This window comes from Microcoleus sp. S36a_B3, assembly GCF_036700745.1.
In the GTDB taxonomy this organism is placed as follows: Bacteria; Cyanobacteriota; Cyanobacteriia; order Cyanobacteriales; family Microcoleaceae; genus Microcoleus.
The window spans coordinates 1-18810 of sequence record NZ_JAUBPN010000039.1; the positions used below are offsets into that span (position 1 = coordinate 1).

15 protein-coding genes are annotated in these 18810 nt (G+C 44.8%); 6 read left to right on the forward strand and 9 right to left on the reverse strand.

From position 1 onward, the window contains the following. Positions 1-601: 601 nt before the first annotated feature. Positions 602-1723, reverse strand: a complete 1122-nt coding sequence (gene cax, locus QUA01_RS24975; RefSeq protein ID WP_333093125.1) for a calcium/proton exchanger — start codon at positions 1721-1723, stop codon at positions 602-604. Positions 1724-2065: 342 nt separating this feature from the next. On the opposite strand from cax, the gene QUA01_RS24980 reads away from it, so the two are divergent. The 3 genes from QUA01_RS24980 to QUA01_RS24990 all read left to right on the forward strand — a co-directional run bounded on the left by QUA01_RS24980 (position 2066) and on the right by QUA01_RS24990 (position 4193). Continuing rightward, entirely contained in the window at positions 2066-2605 is a 540-nt protein-coding gene (locus QUA01_RS24980; protein WP_333093126.1) for a GrpB family protein, read from the forward strand. Continuing rightward, positions 2550-2897 (forward strand): antibiotic biosynthesis monooxygenase family protein, encoded by a 348-nt coding sequence (locus QUA01_RS24985; RefSeq protein WP_333093127.1) that lies wholly within the window; start codon positions 2550-2552, stop codon positions 2895-2897. Before QUA01_RS24980 ends, QUA01_RS24985 begins: the two co-directional genes overlap by 56 nt. A gap of 354 nt (positions 2898-3251) precedes the next feature. Next, positions 3252-4193 (forward strand): GNAT family N-acetyltransferase, encoded by a 942-nt coding sequence (locus QUA01_RS24990; protein ID WP_333093128.1) that lies wholly within the window; start codon positions 3252-3254, stop codon positions 4191-4193. A gap of 279 nt (positions 4194-4472) precedes the next feature. Here QUA01_RS24990 and QUA01_RS24995 read toward each other — a convergent pair whose 3' ends face one another. Then, positions 4473-4934, reverse strand: a complete 462-nt coding sequence (locus tag QUA01_RS24995) for a hypothetical protein (protein WP_333093129.1) — start codon at positions 4932-4934, stop codon at positions 4473-4475. A gap of 203 nt (positions 4935-5137) precedes the next feature. Then, a complete protein-coding gene (gene acpP, locus QUA01_RS25000; RefSeq protein WP_333093147.1) occupies positions 5138-5368 on the reverse strand; it encodes an acyl carrier protein in 231 nt (76 codons plus the stop codon). 1493 nt (positions 5369-6861) lie between these two features. Between acpP and QUA01_RS25005 the strand changes: the two genes are divergently transcribed. After that, a complete protein-coding gene (locus tag QUA01_RS25005; protein WP_333093130.1) occupies positions 6862-9465 on the forward strand; it encodes a dynamin family protein in 2604 nt (867 codons plus the stop codon). 158 nt (positions 9466-9623) lie between these two features. Here QUA01_RS25005 and QUA01_RS25010 read toward each other — a convergent pair whose 3' ends face one another. The 6 genes from QUA01_RS25010 to QUA01_RS25035 all read right to left on the reverse strand — a co-directional run bounded on the left by QUA01_RS25010 (position 9624) and on the right by QUA01_RS25035 (position 16691). Next, positions 9624-10184 carry a Uma2 family endonuclease gene (locus QUA01_RS25010; RefSeq protein WP_333093131.1) on the reverse strand — a complete coding sequence of 187 codons (561 nt, stop codon included), beginning with the start codon at positions 10182-10184 and terminating at the stop codon, positions 9624-9626. A gap of 299 nt (positions 10185-10483) precedes the next feature. Beyond that, entirely contained in the window at positions 10484-11545 is a 1062-nt protein-coding gene (aroF, locus tag QUA01_RS25015; protein ID WP_194067112.1) for a 3-deoxy-7-phosphoheptulonate synthase, read from the reverse strand. Between the two features lie 420 nt (positions 11546-11965). After that, entirely contained in the window at positions 11966-12439 is a 474-nt protein-coding gene (locus tag QUA01_RS25020) for a PAM68 family protein (RefSeq protein WP_333093132.1), read from the reverse strand. 96 nt (positions 12440-12535) lie between these two features. Further along, positions 12536-12805, reverse strand: a complete 270-nt coding sequence (gene rpsO / locus QUA01_RS25025; RefSeq protein WP_194012436.1) for a 30S ribosomal protein S15 — start codon at positions 12803-12805, stop codon at positions 12536-12538. Positions 12806-12988: 183 nt separating this feature from the next. Continuing rightward, entirely contained in the window at positions 12989-13612 is a 624-nt protein-coding gene (gene ruvA / locus QUA01_RS25030) for a Holliday junction branch migration protein RuvA (RefSeq protein ID WP_194067110.1), read from the reverse strand. Between the two features lie 433 nt (positions 13613-14045). Further along, positions 14046-16691 carry an AAA-like domain-containing protein gene (locus QUA01_RS25035; RefSeq protein ID WP_333093133.1) on the reverse strand — a complete coding sequence of 882 codons (2646 nt, stop codon included), beginning with the start codon at positions 16689-16691 and terminating at the stop codon, positions 14046-14048. Between the two features lie 973 nt (positions 16692-17664). On the opposite strand from QUA01_RS25035, the gene QUA01_RS25040 reads away from it, so the two are divergent. Both QUA01_RS25040 and QUA01_RS25045 read left to right on the forward strand, forming a co-directional pair. Beyond that, positions 17665-17874, forward strand: a complete 210-nt coding sequence (locus QUA01_RS25040) for a hypothetical protein (RefSeq protein ID WP_194012439.1) — start codon at positions 17665-17667, stop codon at positions 17872-17874. 280 nt (positions 17875-18154) lie between these two features. After that, complete coding sequence (locus QUA01_RS25045) at positions 18155-18730, forward strand: hypothetical protein (protein ID WP_194012440.1); 576 nt, start codon at positions 18155-18157, stop codon at positions 18728-18730. The last annotated feature ends 80 nt before the right edge of the window (positions 18731-18810 follow it).

Sequence of the window (18810 nt, forward strand, 5' to 3'; positions counted from 1 at the left end):
TAGAGACTGCAAGGAATCTAGTTTAAGTGGTCTCGGTGAACCAAGAATCCTCGTACCTTCAGGTCGAGGAGTGTCAACTAGTTCGGTTTTTGTTCGAGTGCGAGCTTTCCCAGGGGGCAACACCGTTAGGCATGACTGCACTCAACAACCTAATTAAGTTTTTACCGTTATACTCAATTTTCAACTTGTGACGATCGTAGCACACCTAGTACAACACTCATCAGCACTTGCTGATTGAAGTCCAGAAGGGTCGATCGAGCCAAGCAGACGGACTAAAGTTAAAGTCTCGATCGCGAGTGCGAATCCAATCTTTTTCTAGAACTTACGGCAGCTATATTTCAATTGTACGATCGCCACGACCACTTTCAAAAAAAAAAGAAGTCCTGCAAGCAGAGCGTCCGGGGAACATCGAGCGCCCAAGCATCTGTAGTGCCAGCGTCCTCTTCGAGAGATTATATACTCCATCGAAGAGGACGCTGGCAAGTCGTCAAAAAAATACTGGAAAACCGAGAGGCTTTTGAGTGGGAGAGTGGGGGAGAGTTGGAAAATCCACCATCTTCCTTCTTGCATCTTGGATCTTCCTTCGGCACGAGAAAGCCTGTTAAACAAGTCCCTCGATTACCGGATGGAAGTAGAAGGCCAGTGCCAAAACCGCATAAGCTGCCAAGAGCAAAGTACCTTCGAGCCAGTTAGAGTTGCCGTCAGAACTGATAGAATTGGCGATCAGCACCGACACCGCAACCGCTACAAGTTCAAACGGGTTGAAGTTCAAGTCCATCGGTTTGCCCAAGACAAAACCTGCCAAAACCAACACTGGCGCAACAAACAAAGCAATTTGCAAGCTCGAACCCACGGCTACAGAAACCGACAAATCCATTTTATTTTTCATCGCCACCGTCACCGCCGTCGTGTGTTCGGCCGCATTGCCAATAATCGGCACTAAAATCACCCCGGTAAACAGTGATGTCAGCCCCAAAGTGGCGGTAGCTTCTTCTAGGGTACCCACCAGCAATTCTGACTCGATCGCTACCATGAGAGTACAGGCCAACAGCACACCAATCCACAGCGGCAGATTGACCTTGTGGTCGGGACTGTCTGGTGCTAAGTTACTTTCGGCTAATTCTTCGAGCATTTCTACTTCTGCCACGCCAGCATCGTAGAGATAAGTGTGGGTTTTCATCGAAAACAGCAGTGTCAGCACGTAGACGACAATCAGGATTACAGCCACAGCGCTAGAGAGGTTCTGCATAGTTGCCTCTGGAATGCCAATAGAGGTGGCATTAACTGCCGTCGGCACCAAAATGGCAATCACGGCTAAGTTCATCGCTGAAGCGTTCAACCGGGCGACTGTCGGCTGAAATTCTTGTTCTTTGTAGCGCAAGCCACCTAGCAGCATTGCAAGTCCCATCACTAGCAGCAGGTTGCTCATAATTGAACCGGTGATGCTGGCTTTGACAACATCTATTAATCCGGCGTTGAGGGCGACGATGCCGATGATCAATTCTGTGGCATTTCCGAAGGTGGCGTTGAGCAAACCCCCCAAATTTGAGCCGAGTACGACGGCGATTTCTTCGGTAGCCGTACCCATCCAGGCGGCTAGGGGGATGATGGCTAGGGCTGATGTAATGAAGATTGTGGAGGATTCCCAGCCGAGAAAGTGTCCGGCGATGGAAACTGGGATAAATATCAGCAGGCTGGAAATTATTGTAGTTGTGTTTGGCATTTAGATTGTTAAAAGCTCGCAACTGTCAATCATAGCCTGCCACAAAGTTGCAAGAAGCGGGAGGAAAAGAAATTTGGGTTCGCTCAAAGCTTGAGGTGGCGCTCTTCTTTATTGGCCTACTCCTTTGTCGGGCTTTCCCTGTCGCGACGCTGGCGGGAGAGCAACTTTACACAAAAGGCGATCGATTTGAAATTTCGCTCCCAAACAGTCAGTTTTTCCCCGTTATCCGTATGTTTAAGAGTTTTGCGCGCAGCCGGTAAATGAGTAATGATAAAATCAGTGTCGGTTAAATGCGATCGTCAACTCATCTGAAATCACAAAAGTCGCAAATAATTATCAGTCATGTCAATAAAACTAGATTTTTTCAAAGTAGAAGTCGTCCCCCACGATCCAAGTTGGCAAGACGCTTTTGAAACTGAGTCGAAACAGATTGCACTTGCACTTGCCGAAAATGCGATCGCTATACATCACATCGGTAGCACAGCCATTCCACAAATTTATGCAAAGCCGATTATCGATATGCTAGTTGAGGTCAAAGATATTATGAAAGTCGATGCACAGAGTTCGGGAGTTGAGGCATTAGGTTATGAAGCAATGGGTGAGTTTGGGATACCGGGCCGCCGTTTTTTTCGTAAAAGTAATGAACTAGGGATTAGAACGCACCACATTCACACGTTTGAAGTGAACTCAGCACAGATATATCGCCACTTAGCGTTTCGAGATTATATGATTTCCCATCCTGAAGACGCGCAGCAATACAGCGAACTTAAAAGAAAACTCGCAAACACTTACCAGGATAACATTCAGGGGTACATGGATGGAAAAGATGAGTTTATTCAAGAAATCGATCGAAAAGCAGCAAATTGGCGATCGCCTGATTAAACCTATGATATTAGAAGTTGCTATTCTTGATGTTAAACCTAATATGGCTGCTGAATTTGAAATTGCTTTCAAAATAGCTTCAGCTATTATTTCTTCTATGCCGGGGTATATTTCGCACGAGCTGCAACGGTGTATCGAGATTAGAAATCGCTATATTCTGCTGGTGCGATGGCAGAAATTGGAAGACCATACTGTGGGATTTCGAGAATCGCCAGATTATCAAAAGTGGCGTTCTTTATTGCATCACTTTTACGATCCTTTTCCAACAGTGGAACATTACGGAGTCATTTGATTGTGACTTATAGAACCCATTTGATATCTTTGAGTTTTTGGGTTGGGTGACGAGAAATATAGAGAGAAACTGATTTCTGAGATTTACGCAAGGGGCGATAAACCGGGTTTCTAGGAGTTTTTGGTTGGGTGACGAGAAATATAGAGAGAAACCCGGTTTCTGAGATTTACGCACAATAGATATCAAATGGGTTCTATATCGTATACGGTGGATTGACAGGTTTTGGATTGGTTGGTAGTGCGGAATTTGCCGCAACAATTAGCGGGCGGTTTTAAGCTAAATTAAATATTTATGCAAGACGTTTAATATGTATAATTGCATGATTGTTCGCTTTGTTAACGGATATCGCACACAATGAATATCTCTATTCGACTGCTTCAAGAAAATGAGTTGGCGGCGGCTGAACATATTTTTCGACTGGCTTTTGGTACTTTTATTGGATTGGCTCAACCGACGGATTTTGGTGGTGATGCGAACTATGTTCAAACGCGATGGTTAGTCGATCGCACGGCGGCTTTCGCAGCGGAGGTTGACGGGCAGCTAGTTGGCTCGAATATAGCTGTTTGTTGGGGGAGTGTGGGTTTTTTTGGGCCGCTGAGTGTTCATCCTGACTTCTGGAATCAAGGTGTTGCTCAAGGTTTGATTGAATGTGCGATCGGGAAATTCTCGGAATGGGGGACACGACAGGCGGGGTTATTTACTTTTCCCAACAGTCCAAAACACCAGGGGCTTTATCATAAATTCGGGTTTTACCCGCGTTTTTTGACTTTCATTATGGCAAAAACAATTCAGTTTGTGGAGCGGGATTTTTCGGTAATAAAATATTCTGAATTAAATTCACAGGAGCGATCGCACTGTCTGAAAGAATGTTATGAATTGACGGATGGTATTTATGCAGGGCTGGATTTATCGCGGGAGATTTTAGCGGTTGAGGCTCAAAATTTGGGCGATACGGTTTTATTGTGGGATGACAAGGGTTTGGCGGGATTTGCTGTTTGTCATTGCGGTGCGGGTAGCGAAGCTGGTTCTAATGTATGTTATGTCAAATTTGGAGTTGTGCGATCGGGTGTTGGCGCAGGCGATCGATTTGAACAGTTGCTGGATGTCTGTGAAGCGTTTGGGGCGAGTGAAAAAATGTTGCGTCTGATGGCTGGAGTGAATACGAGCCATGATGTGGCCTATGGTAAAATGGTCGATCGGCATTTTCGCACAGAAAGTACAGGTGTAGTAATGCACAGGCCAAACGAGCCCGGTTACAATCGATCGGAGGTTTTTGTATTAGACAATTGGCGCTAATTCAAGGTTGTTTGGCGATGTTTAACAGACATTTACCGCCTGTTAATCGGATTTTTAGGTTCTTCCTCACTTACTATGCTAAATCAAGAGCTCAATCTTTCTCAAAATTTGAATAGATGTTTAATAAAGTAAATCAACTTTTTGTCGGGCTTGATATTTAGACTTGTTTAATTGTCCACTCTCAAGAGCCAAAAGAATTTTTGAGAGCGAATTACAGTCACGAGCGCAAAAAGGGTATTCATACCAATTCACTGGTTCATGACTTTAGCCAACTATCAATCATTTTGGCAAAGAAGGCGGTGCAGGTGGAGACTGAGAAGGTCGGGGAATATAGCTCGGTTTAGGACGGCAAGCTTCTATTATTTCGTTCCTAAACTGGTTAATTTTATCACTTTTTGAATAAAACAGAATTAAATTATTGCTACTCGTGTAAATAACAATATAACGCTGTTTTACAACAAAAGCCAACACAATGAAAATAATACCAATAAAGAAGATCCCCAGGGTCAAAATTCCCAGTCCGAGCAGCCACCAAGTACAGCCTTCCCCAATTTCAACAGCTTTGACATTTTGAATCGGAATGATAATTTCTTTGATTTCTAAGCCAAAAAATGAAGTAAAATTTCCTTGTAAGGTGTCTCCAACTATTTTAATAGTTCCTGTACCGCTGGTTCGGAGTGGAACTGCACCGACTAATTGACCGGGAAGACCGCTGATTTGCGTAACTGATTTAGACTTCATTTTTTTTGATGATTGTTGGATTAAGAATTACCGGGATCGCGCAGTATTTGTTTTCCGCTGTGCCTGAGTTCCTGGTAGGGACACGGCAATGCCGTGTCCCTACACCGATCGCTCTGCTGAGTTGGTATTACATGAAACCTTGAAGTCTTTTCTAGTGCTTTCTTCTGTTTCAGGAATTTGAACTTAGTTACTGTCTTTGCTTTTTAAACAGCAACTTTTTGGTAAATATAATCAACAGCCTGTTGAACTGTTTCTATTTTCTCCGCAGCTTCATCGGGAATTTCAATGTCGAATTCCTCCTCAATCGCCATAATGAGCTCTACTGCATCAAGAGAATCGGCTCCTAAATCCTTGGCAAAATTAGCGTTGATGGTGACTTTACTTGCATCAACTTCTAGCTGATTGGCAACAACCGCTTTAAGTTTTTCATAGATTTGCTGCTTAACCTTATCATTTGGGTAAGATTCAGCAACAACGTTAGGAGTAGCAGTATCAGTCGTAGTTGCATCAGAATTTAATTCTGATTCGTCTTCCGATTTATCCCGGACTCTGAAGTAGTGAAAGAGATTAGCAACAGCCAAATCTGAGGCTTTTTCCAAATTCGACGCTACTAAACTTTTATGACCAGCTATTTCCCCTTGCTCAATAATATAATTTTCATGCTCTTTTCGTTGCTGCGGATCGAGCATAAATTCCAGTTGAGTGTAAAGCGCATAAAAATGAGACTTCGGCCTCAAATTCTCATAAAATAACTGTTCATCTGGTATTGCTAACGCTGTTGTTGCTGATTTTTTATCTTCAATAACAGCTAAGTTTGATTTGCTGAAATCAGCACTTTGTAGCTCTTCAAATTCACTGGGCGGCAAAGCTTTCGTCCATTCAATCTGATTCAGCCAAATGTCTAAGGCGGCTAAATCATGATTGTGAATTCGCGTGATTTCAGGAAAGAGAAAGTCAAGCTCTTCGTCGGAGTCACAGCATTGTATAATACCGAGGCCATCTTGACGGATTTGTTGTTGAAGTTGAGAAATGCGATCGCCCGCAGCACCAAATTCATTCTGCACCTGATACGTGCCGATAATACTTTGCTCGATCGCCCAACTGCACTCTAACCGCCGCAACTGTCCCGCCGCACAGGTTTCTGCCAACAAATGCGGATTTCTGTAATCTGCTAAAGCTTCAAACAGCATCCCCCGCGCCGCATCAATTTCAGCATTGCGGCGGTTGATATCTTGCAGTTGCAAAGCCGATCGCATTCGTTGAATTGCTTGATTAAATAACCCGTAAGCCCGCACTAAAACTAAACGGTGGTTCTCAAATTTTATATCTGCAACAACTTCCGAAATTAATTGCTTAATTTCCGCGCCTTGGCCTTTCACAAGTTGTTCTAAATTGATGAAACCATTTTCTACTTTAACTTCCAGCCTTTCTACTGCTTTTTTTAGTTTCAATGTTTGGTGCAAATTCACCGCTGACAAAGCTACCCCAGCCGCAACTCCCACACCAATGACGGCTGTTGTCGCTTGCAGCACTCCCATACTGGCTTGGACGGCTTGAAAGCCCATGTGAATTTGCTGCCTCTGCACCTCCAAATCAGCTTTGACGGCTTCAACGCCCTTATAGTTTTGGTACATCTGCAAGCCACTCATGACAAGCTGCACGGGCAACACTAAGGGCGCTAGCGGGCTATTGTTGACGATCGCGCCAACCGCATGAGCCACAAACTGTCCCGTCGCTGCATCCCTCGCCATGCCGATCGGCACTCCGGCAGATGTAAAAACTTGTACATACTTGCCAGCCTCGATCGCAGCCTGTACCGCTGCGGGAAATACAAAGTTCATCATAAATTTTTACCCTGGTATAAACCAACACAACAACTGATCTATTATGATCCATTTAATAAAAGAAATATTATTAGGCGCTGCCAATGAATAATTCGTTAATTAGTCCCCAAACAATTGAGCTTGTTTCGCTGCTGACAGGGCAAAAACTCCGAAAAGAAGATATTACTCCGCCTGTGCTTTTTCTGGGGGGGCTGGTGACGGTGTTGCTGGGAGTCATTCATGCTGACGGTACGGTAAGTGCTGAGGAAACGCAGCGATTCCGGGCAACTTTGACGGAACTTATTCCCCCTAACAGCAGTTTTGGCCCATTGGTAGTGCCGATGGTTAAGGGCGTGCGGGAACAGCAAGTTTACAAAAAAATGCAGGAGTTGTTGGCGCTGACAGCGTGTTTTTCTGAGGAGGACAAACTGCTGCTGATTAGTTTTGGCTATCAGATGTCGGCAGCAGATGGGACAATGGACGATAGCGAAAAAGAGTATTTAATACTTATCGGTAACACACTGGAAATTGACTCTCGATACTTGGCAGTTTTAGCAGCTAGTTTTAGCAATCAAGCGATCGCAGATACAGCAGCTTTAGCAGAAGTGCACAGGTTACTCGATCCAGCACAATTTCAATCTCTCGATTCTATGTTTGTCCGTGCTGCCAGTCACATTATCGGACATTTACCAGCAAAACCGAAACACAAAACAAATCAAAATCAGTCAGTTTCGTCCTATCAGGAGTTGAAAAAATTTCAACTGTACCGACAACAACTGGATGCTGTTTGTGGAAAACTATATTTAACTCTGCAAGATGGAAGCGATCGCAACGTGCTATCTCCTACTTTAATAGAAGAAGTAACAAAAGAATCTCTAAAATTACAATCTCAGCGGTTTCGTGTGGCTGTTGTAGGCGAGTTTAGTAAAGGCAAATCTACTTTACTCAATGCTTTGCTGGGCGAGAAGATCCAACCAGTGCGGGCTACTCCTTGTAGCGGTACGGTGACTATTTTGAAATATGGATCGAAGCGCCGGGTTATTTGTCACTACAAAAATGGATATAAGGAAGAGATTTCGCCGGAAGAATATCAAGAGAAAGCTTCTATTTCTAAAAAGGCAGCTTCTGGTTCTATTGCAGATGAAAAAGACAAATTGGGAATGGCAGAAATCGTTTTTGAGCATCCCGGACTAGAGTTGTGCAGCAATGGCGTAGAAATTATTGATACTCCCGGATTGAACGAAAAAGCGGAACGTGCAGTGGCGACTCAGCAAGTCCTGAAAACGGCTGATGCAGTTATTTTTTTGACTCAGGCTCACAATGTTTTAACAAATACAGAAAAAGAACTGCTTTTGTACTTGAAAAAAGAATTGAATTACGGTAAAGAAGATGAAGGTGCAAGAAACATTTTTATTGCAGTGAATTTTTTCGATTGGCTGGAGAGTGAAGAGGATCGCCAGGATGTAAAAGAAAGGGTAGAAACAATTGTTTATGGGGAAAAACCAATTATTGCTGGTAAAAACCGGATTCATTTTATTTCGGCTAAATCAGCACTTAATGCTATTTTGGATGGGACGGAAAATGAGTATGTGAAATCTTTTCAGGATTTCACCAAATCTCTCGAACAGTTTTTGATAGAAAAACGGGGCGCGATCGCACTTAACCAATCCGCAGCCGGAATTAAGCAAATTATTAATACTGGCTGCGATAAATTGAGTCAATATAGGGAAATGTTAGAAGGAAATTTGACAGTTTCTCAAGGAGATAAACAGAAAATATTTGAACAGATGGCGGAAGCAAGCGGCCGCGATGTTAAGATTAGACTATTAGCAGGAGAACTGAGAAAACAATCTTCTAAGGAAGTCGATCGGTCTTTTCATGAGTGGCAAGAAGGATTGGACGATCGCATGGCTACCAAAAGTAAGGAATGGACTTCAGAGCACAATCAGATTTTGAGCCAAAACCACTTGATCCAAGATTATGCCAATCAATTTGTGAAGGAACTAACACAAGAGATTGATGACTGGAGCGCCAAAAAATTGCCGTTTATATTGACACAAAAAATAGCAATTTTAGACAGCAAAATTAATGAAGAGATTTCTGCAATTCGACAAGATTTTCAACAGTTGGATCTGCAACTTAGCACTAGCCTTGTTACTCAATTCAATAACTTCGCCGCAAGAAATCTGGGTGGAATTGGTATCGATGGACTAGATATCGCTTCATCAATCAACTCAGATATTGGAGGTGCTGGAGGTTTTTTGGGTGGTTTAGGTATTGGTGGAGCCGTCGCGGCTGCATTGCTGGCGTTTGCAGGAGTTGGTATCATTCCAGTTATTTTAGCAGGGTTAGCTGCTGCATCAGGTGGATCGTTTGGGCTGGGGATGCTAGATGTAGATGGAATTCACTCTCAGATCAAGCAAAAAGTTTGTAAGTTAGGGTTGCAGAAATTTAAGGAATCTAAGGAGTCGATTCTTGAGAAGATAAAAGAAAGAATTAAAGCAGTATTTGACGAGCGAAATGAAGCAGCTAGCGGTGCGATCGTGCAAGCAATGTCGCTGTGGGAGAATTTATTAGAACAGCAGGAAAAGTGCGATCGAGATCGAGCAGAATGCGAAGCCCAAAAAGTTTGGCTGGCTGAGAAACGTCGGGAACTCGAACAAGTACAAAATCAAATTGAGGCTATTTTAAATCAGAGCGATCGCTAATTCAATGAGTAACAGGTAAGCAAAAAAAAACATCGTACCTTGTAAATACTATGGTTTTGTCGCGGTGCGTTACAGTCAATAGTCCCACCGCCACGAGTTAAAGTTTTCCCGTTGTCACGCACCATACGACTGATATCTTGCACAGAGTACGATCGCCCTCAATCAATCAATTCCGCTTCTTGAAAAATCTGCCGAGTCGTCAACTCCAAACCAGGCAGCAACTCATCCACAATCGGTGTATTATCCGTATAAACTTGACTTGAACCATCGGGTAAAAAGCTTCTGATTAAAATAGCTTCTGGATCTATCACCCAAACTCGCGGAACGCCCGCCGCCAAATAATCTTTCGCCTTCTCTTCAAATTCCTTCATACTTTGATCGGGAGAGATGATCTCGATCGCCAGTTCAGGAATTGCCGGACAAGCTTCATTTCGCCGCCAACTTTTCGGCAGACGCGCATAAGAAATGTACGTTAAATCGGGAACAGGTGCCCAATCTTTACCCTGACGTTTTAACAAAATCGCCCATTCTGGAAGCACTCGCCCGCGTCCTTTACACCATACACGAATCAGGCGACACAAAGCTCCCTGTAAACTGGAATGAAAAAATTTTGGAGACACTTTAGGAACTGCTTCACCATCGACAAACTCACAATATATATCTCCGTCGGGCAAAGCTAGAAATTCTGCTAAAGTGAGTTTGGTTCCGATGCCTACCATGACTCCTAGCCCTCTCGCTAATTAATTCATATATCTATTATACAAAATTTCCCAACTTTCCTAGAAGTACGATCGCCCCTGGGCCTCTCTTCCAAAAACCGAATAACAAAATCCCCGACTTCTTAAAGAAGTCGGGGATTTAACCCAATACGCTTGGGTTAAAACTGTTCATTCCCCGGAGATCCCCCTAAATCCCCCTTAAGAAGGGGGACTTTGATCAATTTCTTATTCCCCCCTTTTTTAGGGGGGTTAGGGGGGATCCGCCGAGGCTAAATCCTAGTGACTGATTACCGATCTTTCTACGCCAAAACTGGCACCGGCTGCGGCCAACGTTTCATGACTTTACCAATCACCGCCAATTCTTCCATCAAGTTGTCGAACTGATCCGGTGTTAAAGATTGCGGCCCGTCAGACAAAGCTTTTTTGGGATTCGGGTGCACTTCAATCATCAGCGAATCAGTACCAGAGGCGATCGACGCAAAGGCCATCGAAGGTACAAACTGCGCCCAACCAGTCCCGTGACTCGGATCAACCATAATCGGTAAGTGAGTCAGGGTTCGCAGCACTGGAACCGCCGACAAATCCAGCGTATTCCGCGTATACTGCCTGTCATACCCGCGAATGCCGCGCTCGCACAAAATCACGTTCGGATTGCCCGCAGCCATGATATACTCGGCAGCCATCAACCATTCTTCAATCGTGGCGGAAATGCCGCGCTTCAGCAAAATTGGTTTGTCTTGAGCTCCGACTTTCTTCAACAGCGAGAAATTCTGCATATTTCGGGCTCCGACTTGGATCACGTCGGCTACTTCTACGATCGCACTTAAGTCCGCCGCATCCATAACTTCGGTAATAATTCCCAAACCGCTAGCTTCCCGCGCCGCCGCCAGCAGTCCCAAAGCACTCTCGCCGTGTCCTTGGAAAGCGTAGGGAGAGGTTCTCGGTTTGTAGGCTCCACCGCGCAAAAATTGAGCGCCAGCAGCTTTGACACGCATCGCCGTCTCGACAATCATTTCTTCGTTTTCGACCGAGCAAGGGCCTGCTACGACTGCGATCGGGTGATTTAAGCCGATCGTCACAGTTCCCAAGGGAGTAGCAATCGCGACTCCGCTGGGTTCACCTTGGCGGTATTCCAGAGAAGCGCGTTTGTAGGGTTTTTCTACCCGCAGCACTTCTTCAATCCAAGTGCTCATTTCGCGCAGTTGCATCGCTTCGAGCTCTGCGGTGTCGCCTACCAAACCCATGACGACTTTGTAACGCCCAACGATTTTTTCTGGTATCAAACCCCAGTTAGTGCGGAGTTCTTCGTCTAGTCGATCGATCTCGGCTGCTGGAGTGCCGACTTTCATGACAATAATCATATTTTTTTCCCTTGGTCTGTTGCGCTCAACACGGATTATGGCACGGATGCACGAAGAAAAACTGATGTAATTTTAATTCTGCATTCATCTAGATTCTTTCACCTGTCATCATTTCTCAGTTAGCAATTGCCCAAATCTATTATAACAACCTGTTTATAGTAATGACTAAAGTCTTTGCTGGCAATTTTACCTAGAAGAAACTGAAGTTTTTACTAAAAACCTTTGAAATTTTGGTGATTTTGTCTGTTAGCTAAATTACTGATGACTGATGACTCAGAGGGCGGATTTTGCAATTTTTTTAGTCACTTGTATCATATATCCTCTTCTAAACCCGCCCCTACAAAATGCTAATGACTAATGACTGCTGACTGATGACTAATGACTGCTGACTAATGACTAATGACTACTGACTAATGATTTTTAACTTTTTGGTTTAGCGGCGCGCCATGCTTCTCGCATCCGTCCAAAATTGGTAGTGAATTCTTCCCACCCCAGAGTGCTTCCTGAAGTTTCTTCATCCCAGGAAGCTGAGAGGAGTCCGTAGCTCAATCCCAATACGCCTAAACCAAAACAGCCCATGCTTACCAGCAATACTGCTGTGTTCGGCAAGTCAAACAAGCCTTTGCTGACTATCAAATAACTCACAAAAAATGTGGAAATTCCCAGAATGGTCGGTATGCCGCAAAATACCGCTATGCGCGATATCATGCGTTTGCTGACTGCTTCTGGGATGGATTGCGCCTGTTTTCGTGTTTTGTTAGCTGGAGGCTGCTTGTCGGCAACATTTGACTCTAAGGCTGCATTTGTTTCAGGTTCTGGGGGCTTTTTAGGCGTTTTTTTACGATTTGTGACCGGTTCAAACGGTAAGCGCTGGCGGGGTGGTTCGGAGGACATATTTTATCTCTAACCTGAATTCTCGAACATTTATTCAATAGGTCTTGGTTTTTGTCCAAGATTCTTGAATATTGTCGCAAATTTTGGCTTTGATGTTTAGCCGCGAATGCCTAGACGGGCAATCAATGCTTTGTAGCGTTCAACGCTTCCTTTTTGGATGTAGGCTAGGAGGCGCTTGCGACGGCCGATCATCATCATTAAACCGCGCCGGGAGGCGAAGTCTTTTTGGTTGATTTTCAGGTGGGCGCTGAGTTTGCTGATGCGATCGGTCAGCATGGCGACTTGGACATCTGCCGATCCGGTATCAGTTTCATGGGTTTGGTAATCGCCCATGATTTCTAGTTTGCGCTGTTGTGTAAGTGGCATGAATTGATTTTATGTTTTTTTGTACGATGTCACAATCTGGGATCTTATCACAGATCGAGAACGGTGGGGGTTGATTTTTTGGCGGCAAGGGTTGACCGGGCGATCGGGCGAGTTTAAATCCCCTTGGGGGGAAGTCAATTCCGCTACAGCGAAGTGGCGGCTGCTTGTCGCCAACTGATTTAGTTATCGGCTTAAATAGCTGATCGCCTCGCGTATCCAATCATCCGCATTACCTTTGTTGGACAAATTGCTGTCTTGACTGAGGGTTTGCAAGGCTTGCAAGACTTCCGCCCCAGTGTATCCCATCGCCAGCAGGATCATCTCGACTTCTTCTTGAATAGCTGCGGGGACTCCGGCGGCGACAGAAGTTGTCAAACCTGCTTCCTGTCTCCATTCCGAGAGTTTGCTTTTGAGTTCCAAGGCGAGGCGTTCGGCGGTTTTTGTACCCACTCCGGGGGTTTTGGCGAGGATGCGGGTGTTTCCGCCGACGATCGCCTGGACTAAATCTTGCATTCCTAAAGTATCCAAAAGGGCGATCGCCAGTTGAGCACCAACACCGCTAACACTCGTCAACTGCCTAAACAAATCGCGTTCTGCCGCGCTACCAAAACCGTATAATACGATTTGGTCTTCCTTAACTTGCTGGTGAGTAAATATTTGGGCGATTTCGCCGGAAGCTGGCAATTGACCCGTCACGCGGGGTAAAATTTGGATTTCATAGCCAACTTGATTGACTTCGAGAGTCAAAATGACGCGGTTGCTGCCTTTGGAGATATTGGCGACAGTGCCTTTGAGATAGCTGATCATATTGTTTTTTACTAGACTTATTGCATAGATATTTGATTGATGGGCAAACCGCAGATGTCAGGTAGATAAACGCCCATGGACGCAGATAATTTCAACTCTTGAAAACCAATTAATTCAATCTTGTTTACTGAATAATACTACACTTTTGTATCAACTTATAGCGGTTCGATCGCGTGGTGATATCGTTTCCGGTTGCATCGGAATGATTTAACCGGCGCTAGAACACAGAGTACACAGAGTCCGAGAATATATATCTGAATCATTCCGATGAAGAGAGGATTTGATATGAGGTATGCCCGCAGAGGCCTATGCCCAATGCCCAATGCCCTGTTTGGCCAATGCCCTGTTTGGCCTGCGCGGGCCAATGCCCTGTTTGGCCAATGCCCAATCCCGCATAGTATCTCATCTTTCTGAGAAAGGCTATAGTTATTTTTTAATTCAAAATAAGATGCTTTTTGACCAACGACAAATCCGTCTTGCCAAAATTCACCGCCAAAGCCACATTTAAATTTTCTAATGATTTTATAAACCACATAATTTCATCAGAAGCTTTACCTTCATAGTGATTAAACAAAATAGACAATCGCTTTTCCAACTCAGGCTTAACTTTGCCCGAAAGCAGCAGGATTTTCAGCATTAAAGCAATTGTCCGGCTGGGGCCGAGGTTGTATACCAAGTCGTAAAAAACGTAGTGACTGAGATGTTGGGAATTTTCCACTACTAAAAAATTGAACAATTGGTTGCAAGTCCGAGCTAACAATATATTATTTAATTTCCCCGAATCGCTTTCAGAAAATGTATTTTTGATGTACCTGTACAAGCGGTCATTAAATTGACGACCGCCGTATTCTGGCTCCACTGCCGAGATTAAATATTCATACAAATCAACTTTAAATGAACTGTAAGATGGAGTTTGTCTGGCATCTCTTAAGAAAAACTGAGCCGATTCTTTGTGGGTGCGCTCGCCTGCCACTTTTCCGACAAATTCCCTAACAGCCAAGTGCAGTTCTGAATCATTCAAAAGTGTCGGATTAGGCGCGCGTTCCACAATGCCGATCTCTGTATTTCTCGGCTCAACCAAATAATTCAAATATTGAGATAAATTATTTTCAAATTTTCGCAATCTTTGAATTTCTAGTTTTTTGATTGTTTGCTGGTCTTCCTCAACGCTGTCCTTGCTCAGCAGAGAATGCCCGTACAAATAAGGATACCGATAAATCAATTGACCCAAGGGGTAACGACTATTTTCTTGCTCTGCTTCCGGGTCTTGTTCTACGGCTTTTACTAAACGCTCTAAGGTCTGGAATTCTTGACTTTTAGTAAAGAATTTTATTTGTTCTTGCAAGCGCTTGACTATGTAAAATTCCATCCCGAATCGGGGAGAAGTCTGTTGAAATAAAGCTACTAGGTTGGCGATCGCAAATTTGTTCTGCGAGTGCAATTGCCAGCGGTTGATCGGGATGTAGCAGCAGCGGTGGAGAATATATTTAAAGTTCCGATCCGATCGCTTGACGGAGATTATGTTGTATAGAGTTGCTTCAATGGAGCGATCGGGATAGCCCATACCGTCGATAAATAGCTTGCGGAACCGCTCGATTACCTGCGGGGGGGATTCTGTTTCCACGCAGAAGACGATGTGATCGTACAATCTCTGTTCGTTGCTGCCGGATTGAACAGTATCTGAGGGCGGGGTGAGAATGCTGCTGTCTGCATCGGTTTCTGGACTGCGGTCTGCAACTTGTGGGACAATGATGGTCGGTTTTTCCTGAAAAGTTCCCGGATGCAAAAACCAATAGTGTTCTTGGCTTAATTGTTTGTTCGCCGCCCAATCCAAGGCTGACTGCAAACTTTCTCCGGTCAATAAGTGCGAGTCATTTTCGCGATCGGAAGCCAGCCACGCTGCCAGCGCCTCGCGGTAGGGTGCCAGATTTCCTAATTCTTTTTCCACCCAGAATTGATTGAAAACTGACTGATAAATTAGGTTGGCAACTCTTAATTTACCCTGAACTTTAACAACCAGTCCTGACAGTTGCAATTCTATTTGTTCGGCAGAGTAATCTACCGCTAATCCCGGCGCTTCTGCTGGTTTTGTCTGGTCTGGCGATCGCAAAATTTGCTGGTAGCAGGTTAACAGCTTGGTGAGGTCGCAGCGGCTGTGGAAAATGCGTTTGCGAATTGTTGTCAAATGTAGGGGTTCGTCCCATTCTTCCCAATTTTTAATAATTCGATGTTTGAGTATTGTTTTGACTTGCTGGGCTTCGCAATTTCGGCCAATAAAAGACCCGTATTCAAGTACCAAGTTGCAAAGCTTTTGAGTCAAAAACGGTTGACCGCCCGTCCAAACTAATATTTCTTGGAGCACTTTTTGGGGACGAAAAGCTTTGAGTGCCAATCCTTTTGCTAGTGGCAAACTTTCTTCGAGTTGGAATTGACTTAAATTAATCGATCTTCCAATATTAAAAGGGTTGCAGTTTGAATCTCGGATCGATTCTAACGGGGCGGCTGTTCCAAAAACTGCAAAAGTCAGGCGATCGTATTCGGGTTGTTCTGCCCGCTTGGAGTAACAAGCCCGGATCGTGGCAAAAAAATCGTTGGTACTGAAATTTAGGTTTCTAGTGCTGTCAATGTCATCGATGAAAATTACCAGATTTTGCCGAACTGACTTGAGCAAAACTTTTTCGATAAATATCTCTAATCGGTACGCTGGCGACAGCAGTTCGCGATCGTTCCACCACTTGATGGCATCAAACCTGTTTGTGAGATGCAAACTGCTGGCGATGCGGTGCACGATCGCCCCGTACCACTTTTGGAGGGAGATATCCGGGCTGCTGATGCTTTTCAAGTTGATGGCGGCAAAAACTGTACCTTCTGCTTGCAACTTTTTGGCTGTTTGCACTAGCAGGCTGGATTTGCCCATTTGTGGCGAACTCAACACGTAGCAGAATTGTCCGGCTTTGAGTCCTTTGTAGAGTTCGCTGTCTGCGGGTCGCCTGACATAGGTGGGCGCACCGGCAGGCAAATATCCTCCGACTTGATATTGGTAGGTTGAGTTGACCAATGCTGTCATCTGGGAATTCATCAAGATCCTGCGCCCCTATACTGTGCGATCGAAAGGTTACAAATTGCAATAATTATTATTGCCAGCTTACTCTTGTGGAAAATTTTTGTGCCTCTTTCTCTATTGTCTACTAACTAAACTTTCTGCTGCTCAATCTTTACCGTATCTTTGCAACTGTTGACCTCAAATCTGGTTGGGCGGGCGATCGGACTCCGAGATCCGATTATTTACATTGGTTTACATAAACTATAACTATATCTATTTTTTGGGCTCGATCGGATTGAAAACATCAAAACGCCATTAAGTTCATATTTTTTGACAATAATACTTTAAAATTCACCCGATGGTATGATATTGCCAGGGAAATTCATAACTGCAATGCCCTCAACCTTCTGCCTTCTGCTCCGTCTGGCGAATGCAGACAAAAAAATGCTCAGCAATGAGTAGCAATAAAAAACCTCAGCATTTGGCTGAGGACTGCTTGAGTGGGAGATATCGTTAATCTGCGTTTTTTTTGTTGACTTAGATAGCATGGAATTCCATGCTGCTGACACTCCCCCGACTTCGATGAGCGCGGGGATTTTTAAGGAAAAACTTTTTGGAATGAATCCACAAAAAGTTTAATTCTTAAAGGCTTTGTCAGTGCCCGCCAACCACTCGCTCAACTATAAAAGCTAAGTCGGTGGCTAGTTGTAGAAGATGCGCCCTGATGAATTAACTACCCGATAGATGAGCACCCTGATGACATAACTCCCTGATGGATCGACGCCCTGATGGCTTTAGCCCCACTACCCAAAAAATTCAGGTTGGTGGATGATCGTGGACATTAGTAACACGTCACTTCTGGCGTTTTCGATCGCAAGCGGGTGTGCCTGTCTGAATTGATTATGGCAGGTAGATTTATCAGAAGACAAGTGGGCTATTGCATCAACCCACTTCTGAGAGATCGGGTTAGCCAAAAAGTGCCAATCTACGGAAATCAGGGTCATCGAACATGAAAAACAGCATCTTAGTATTAGGGGTAATTGCCTCGGCGGGCGTCGGCTTTTTCCAGGCAGGTAGCGCCAGCGCTTCTGCGATCGTCCCACAACCAAAAACAGCCAGCAGTTTGACGGTTTCCGGGAGTCATCCCGACTTCAACTACACTGGAACGAATGAGGATGGGGACCAGGAAGAGGTCAAAACGGGTAAAGGCAGGAAATAATTGGCGATATTGTGTGGTTTGCCCGCAGTGCGGTTGCGATCGTAGTTGTGGTTGTGATGTTTGTTGTCGCAACCGCCTCGGCTTGAGGCGGTCAAAAGTCGATCGCGAATATCAGTCTACCTAATATCGGGGGGTGGAGTCAGCTTCCAAGAACGGTGAATGAGAAAATAAAGAGGTGAGGCGAGTCTGTCGGTGGAGTTTCCCGACCTTGGGACTTCCTTACCTTCTGATGTTCGGGATTCGGATCTGGCACAATCGTATTTCATATCTTAAAAATCCAATGGAAAATATTCTCGAAACTACCCGCAGACAGCGGGTATTGACTAGAACCCAGGAAAGGCGTCAGGCGACACCCAAAGAAAAACAGTTAATTCACCTGCTGGCAAATATGGCTTGCAGTTTAATTAACTATGACTACAAACACTCGAACGGGAAGGGAACTCTCGCGCCTTCGGAACGCAAGCGTTTAGCGGAATGGCACTACCTGCGAGTTCAGCAAATTCGCCGGATCGAACGGTCGTTAGAACCCGTAGCTACCCTCAAGCGCGTGTACTACAAGAGCATTCTGAGTCCGAGGGATCTCAAGTCTTTGAAATTTCTGTGGCTGGATGAGGAGGACAAAAACCGCGTCAAACGGGTAGATCCTGACTTGGACGACATTCTCAGCGAAGCTTTGGATCGGGGAGATACTTTGAAACAGCTATTTCACTCGATCGAATCGAAAGACCGAATCTTTGCGGCAACTCCTAGCCCCGGCGTTGTACCGCTTTGGGTCAAAGAGTGGGAAGATTCCGAATATGACATCAACTATTTTCCCCCTTCTTTCTCTGCATGGGTGTCGATCGTGGACGACTAAGCTGGGTAAGAAACTTTTTTGCACGGGATCGATCGCAAATTTCTGATGGTAAAGGGCGGTTGCGATTGCCGCCACCGACT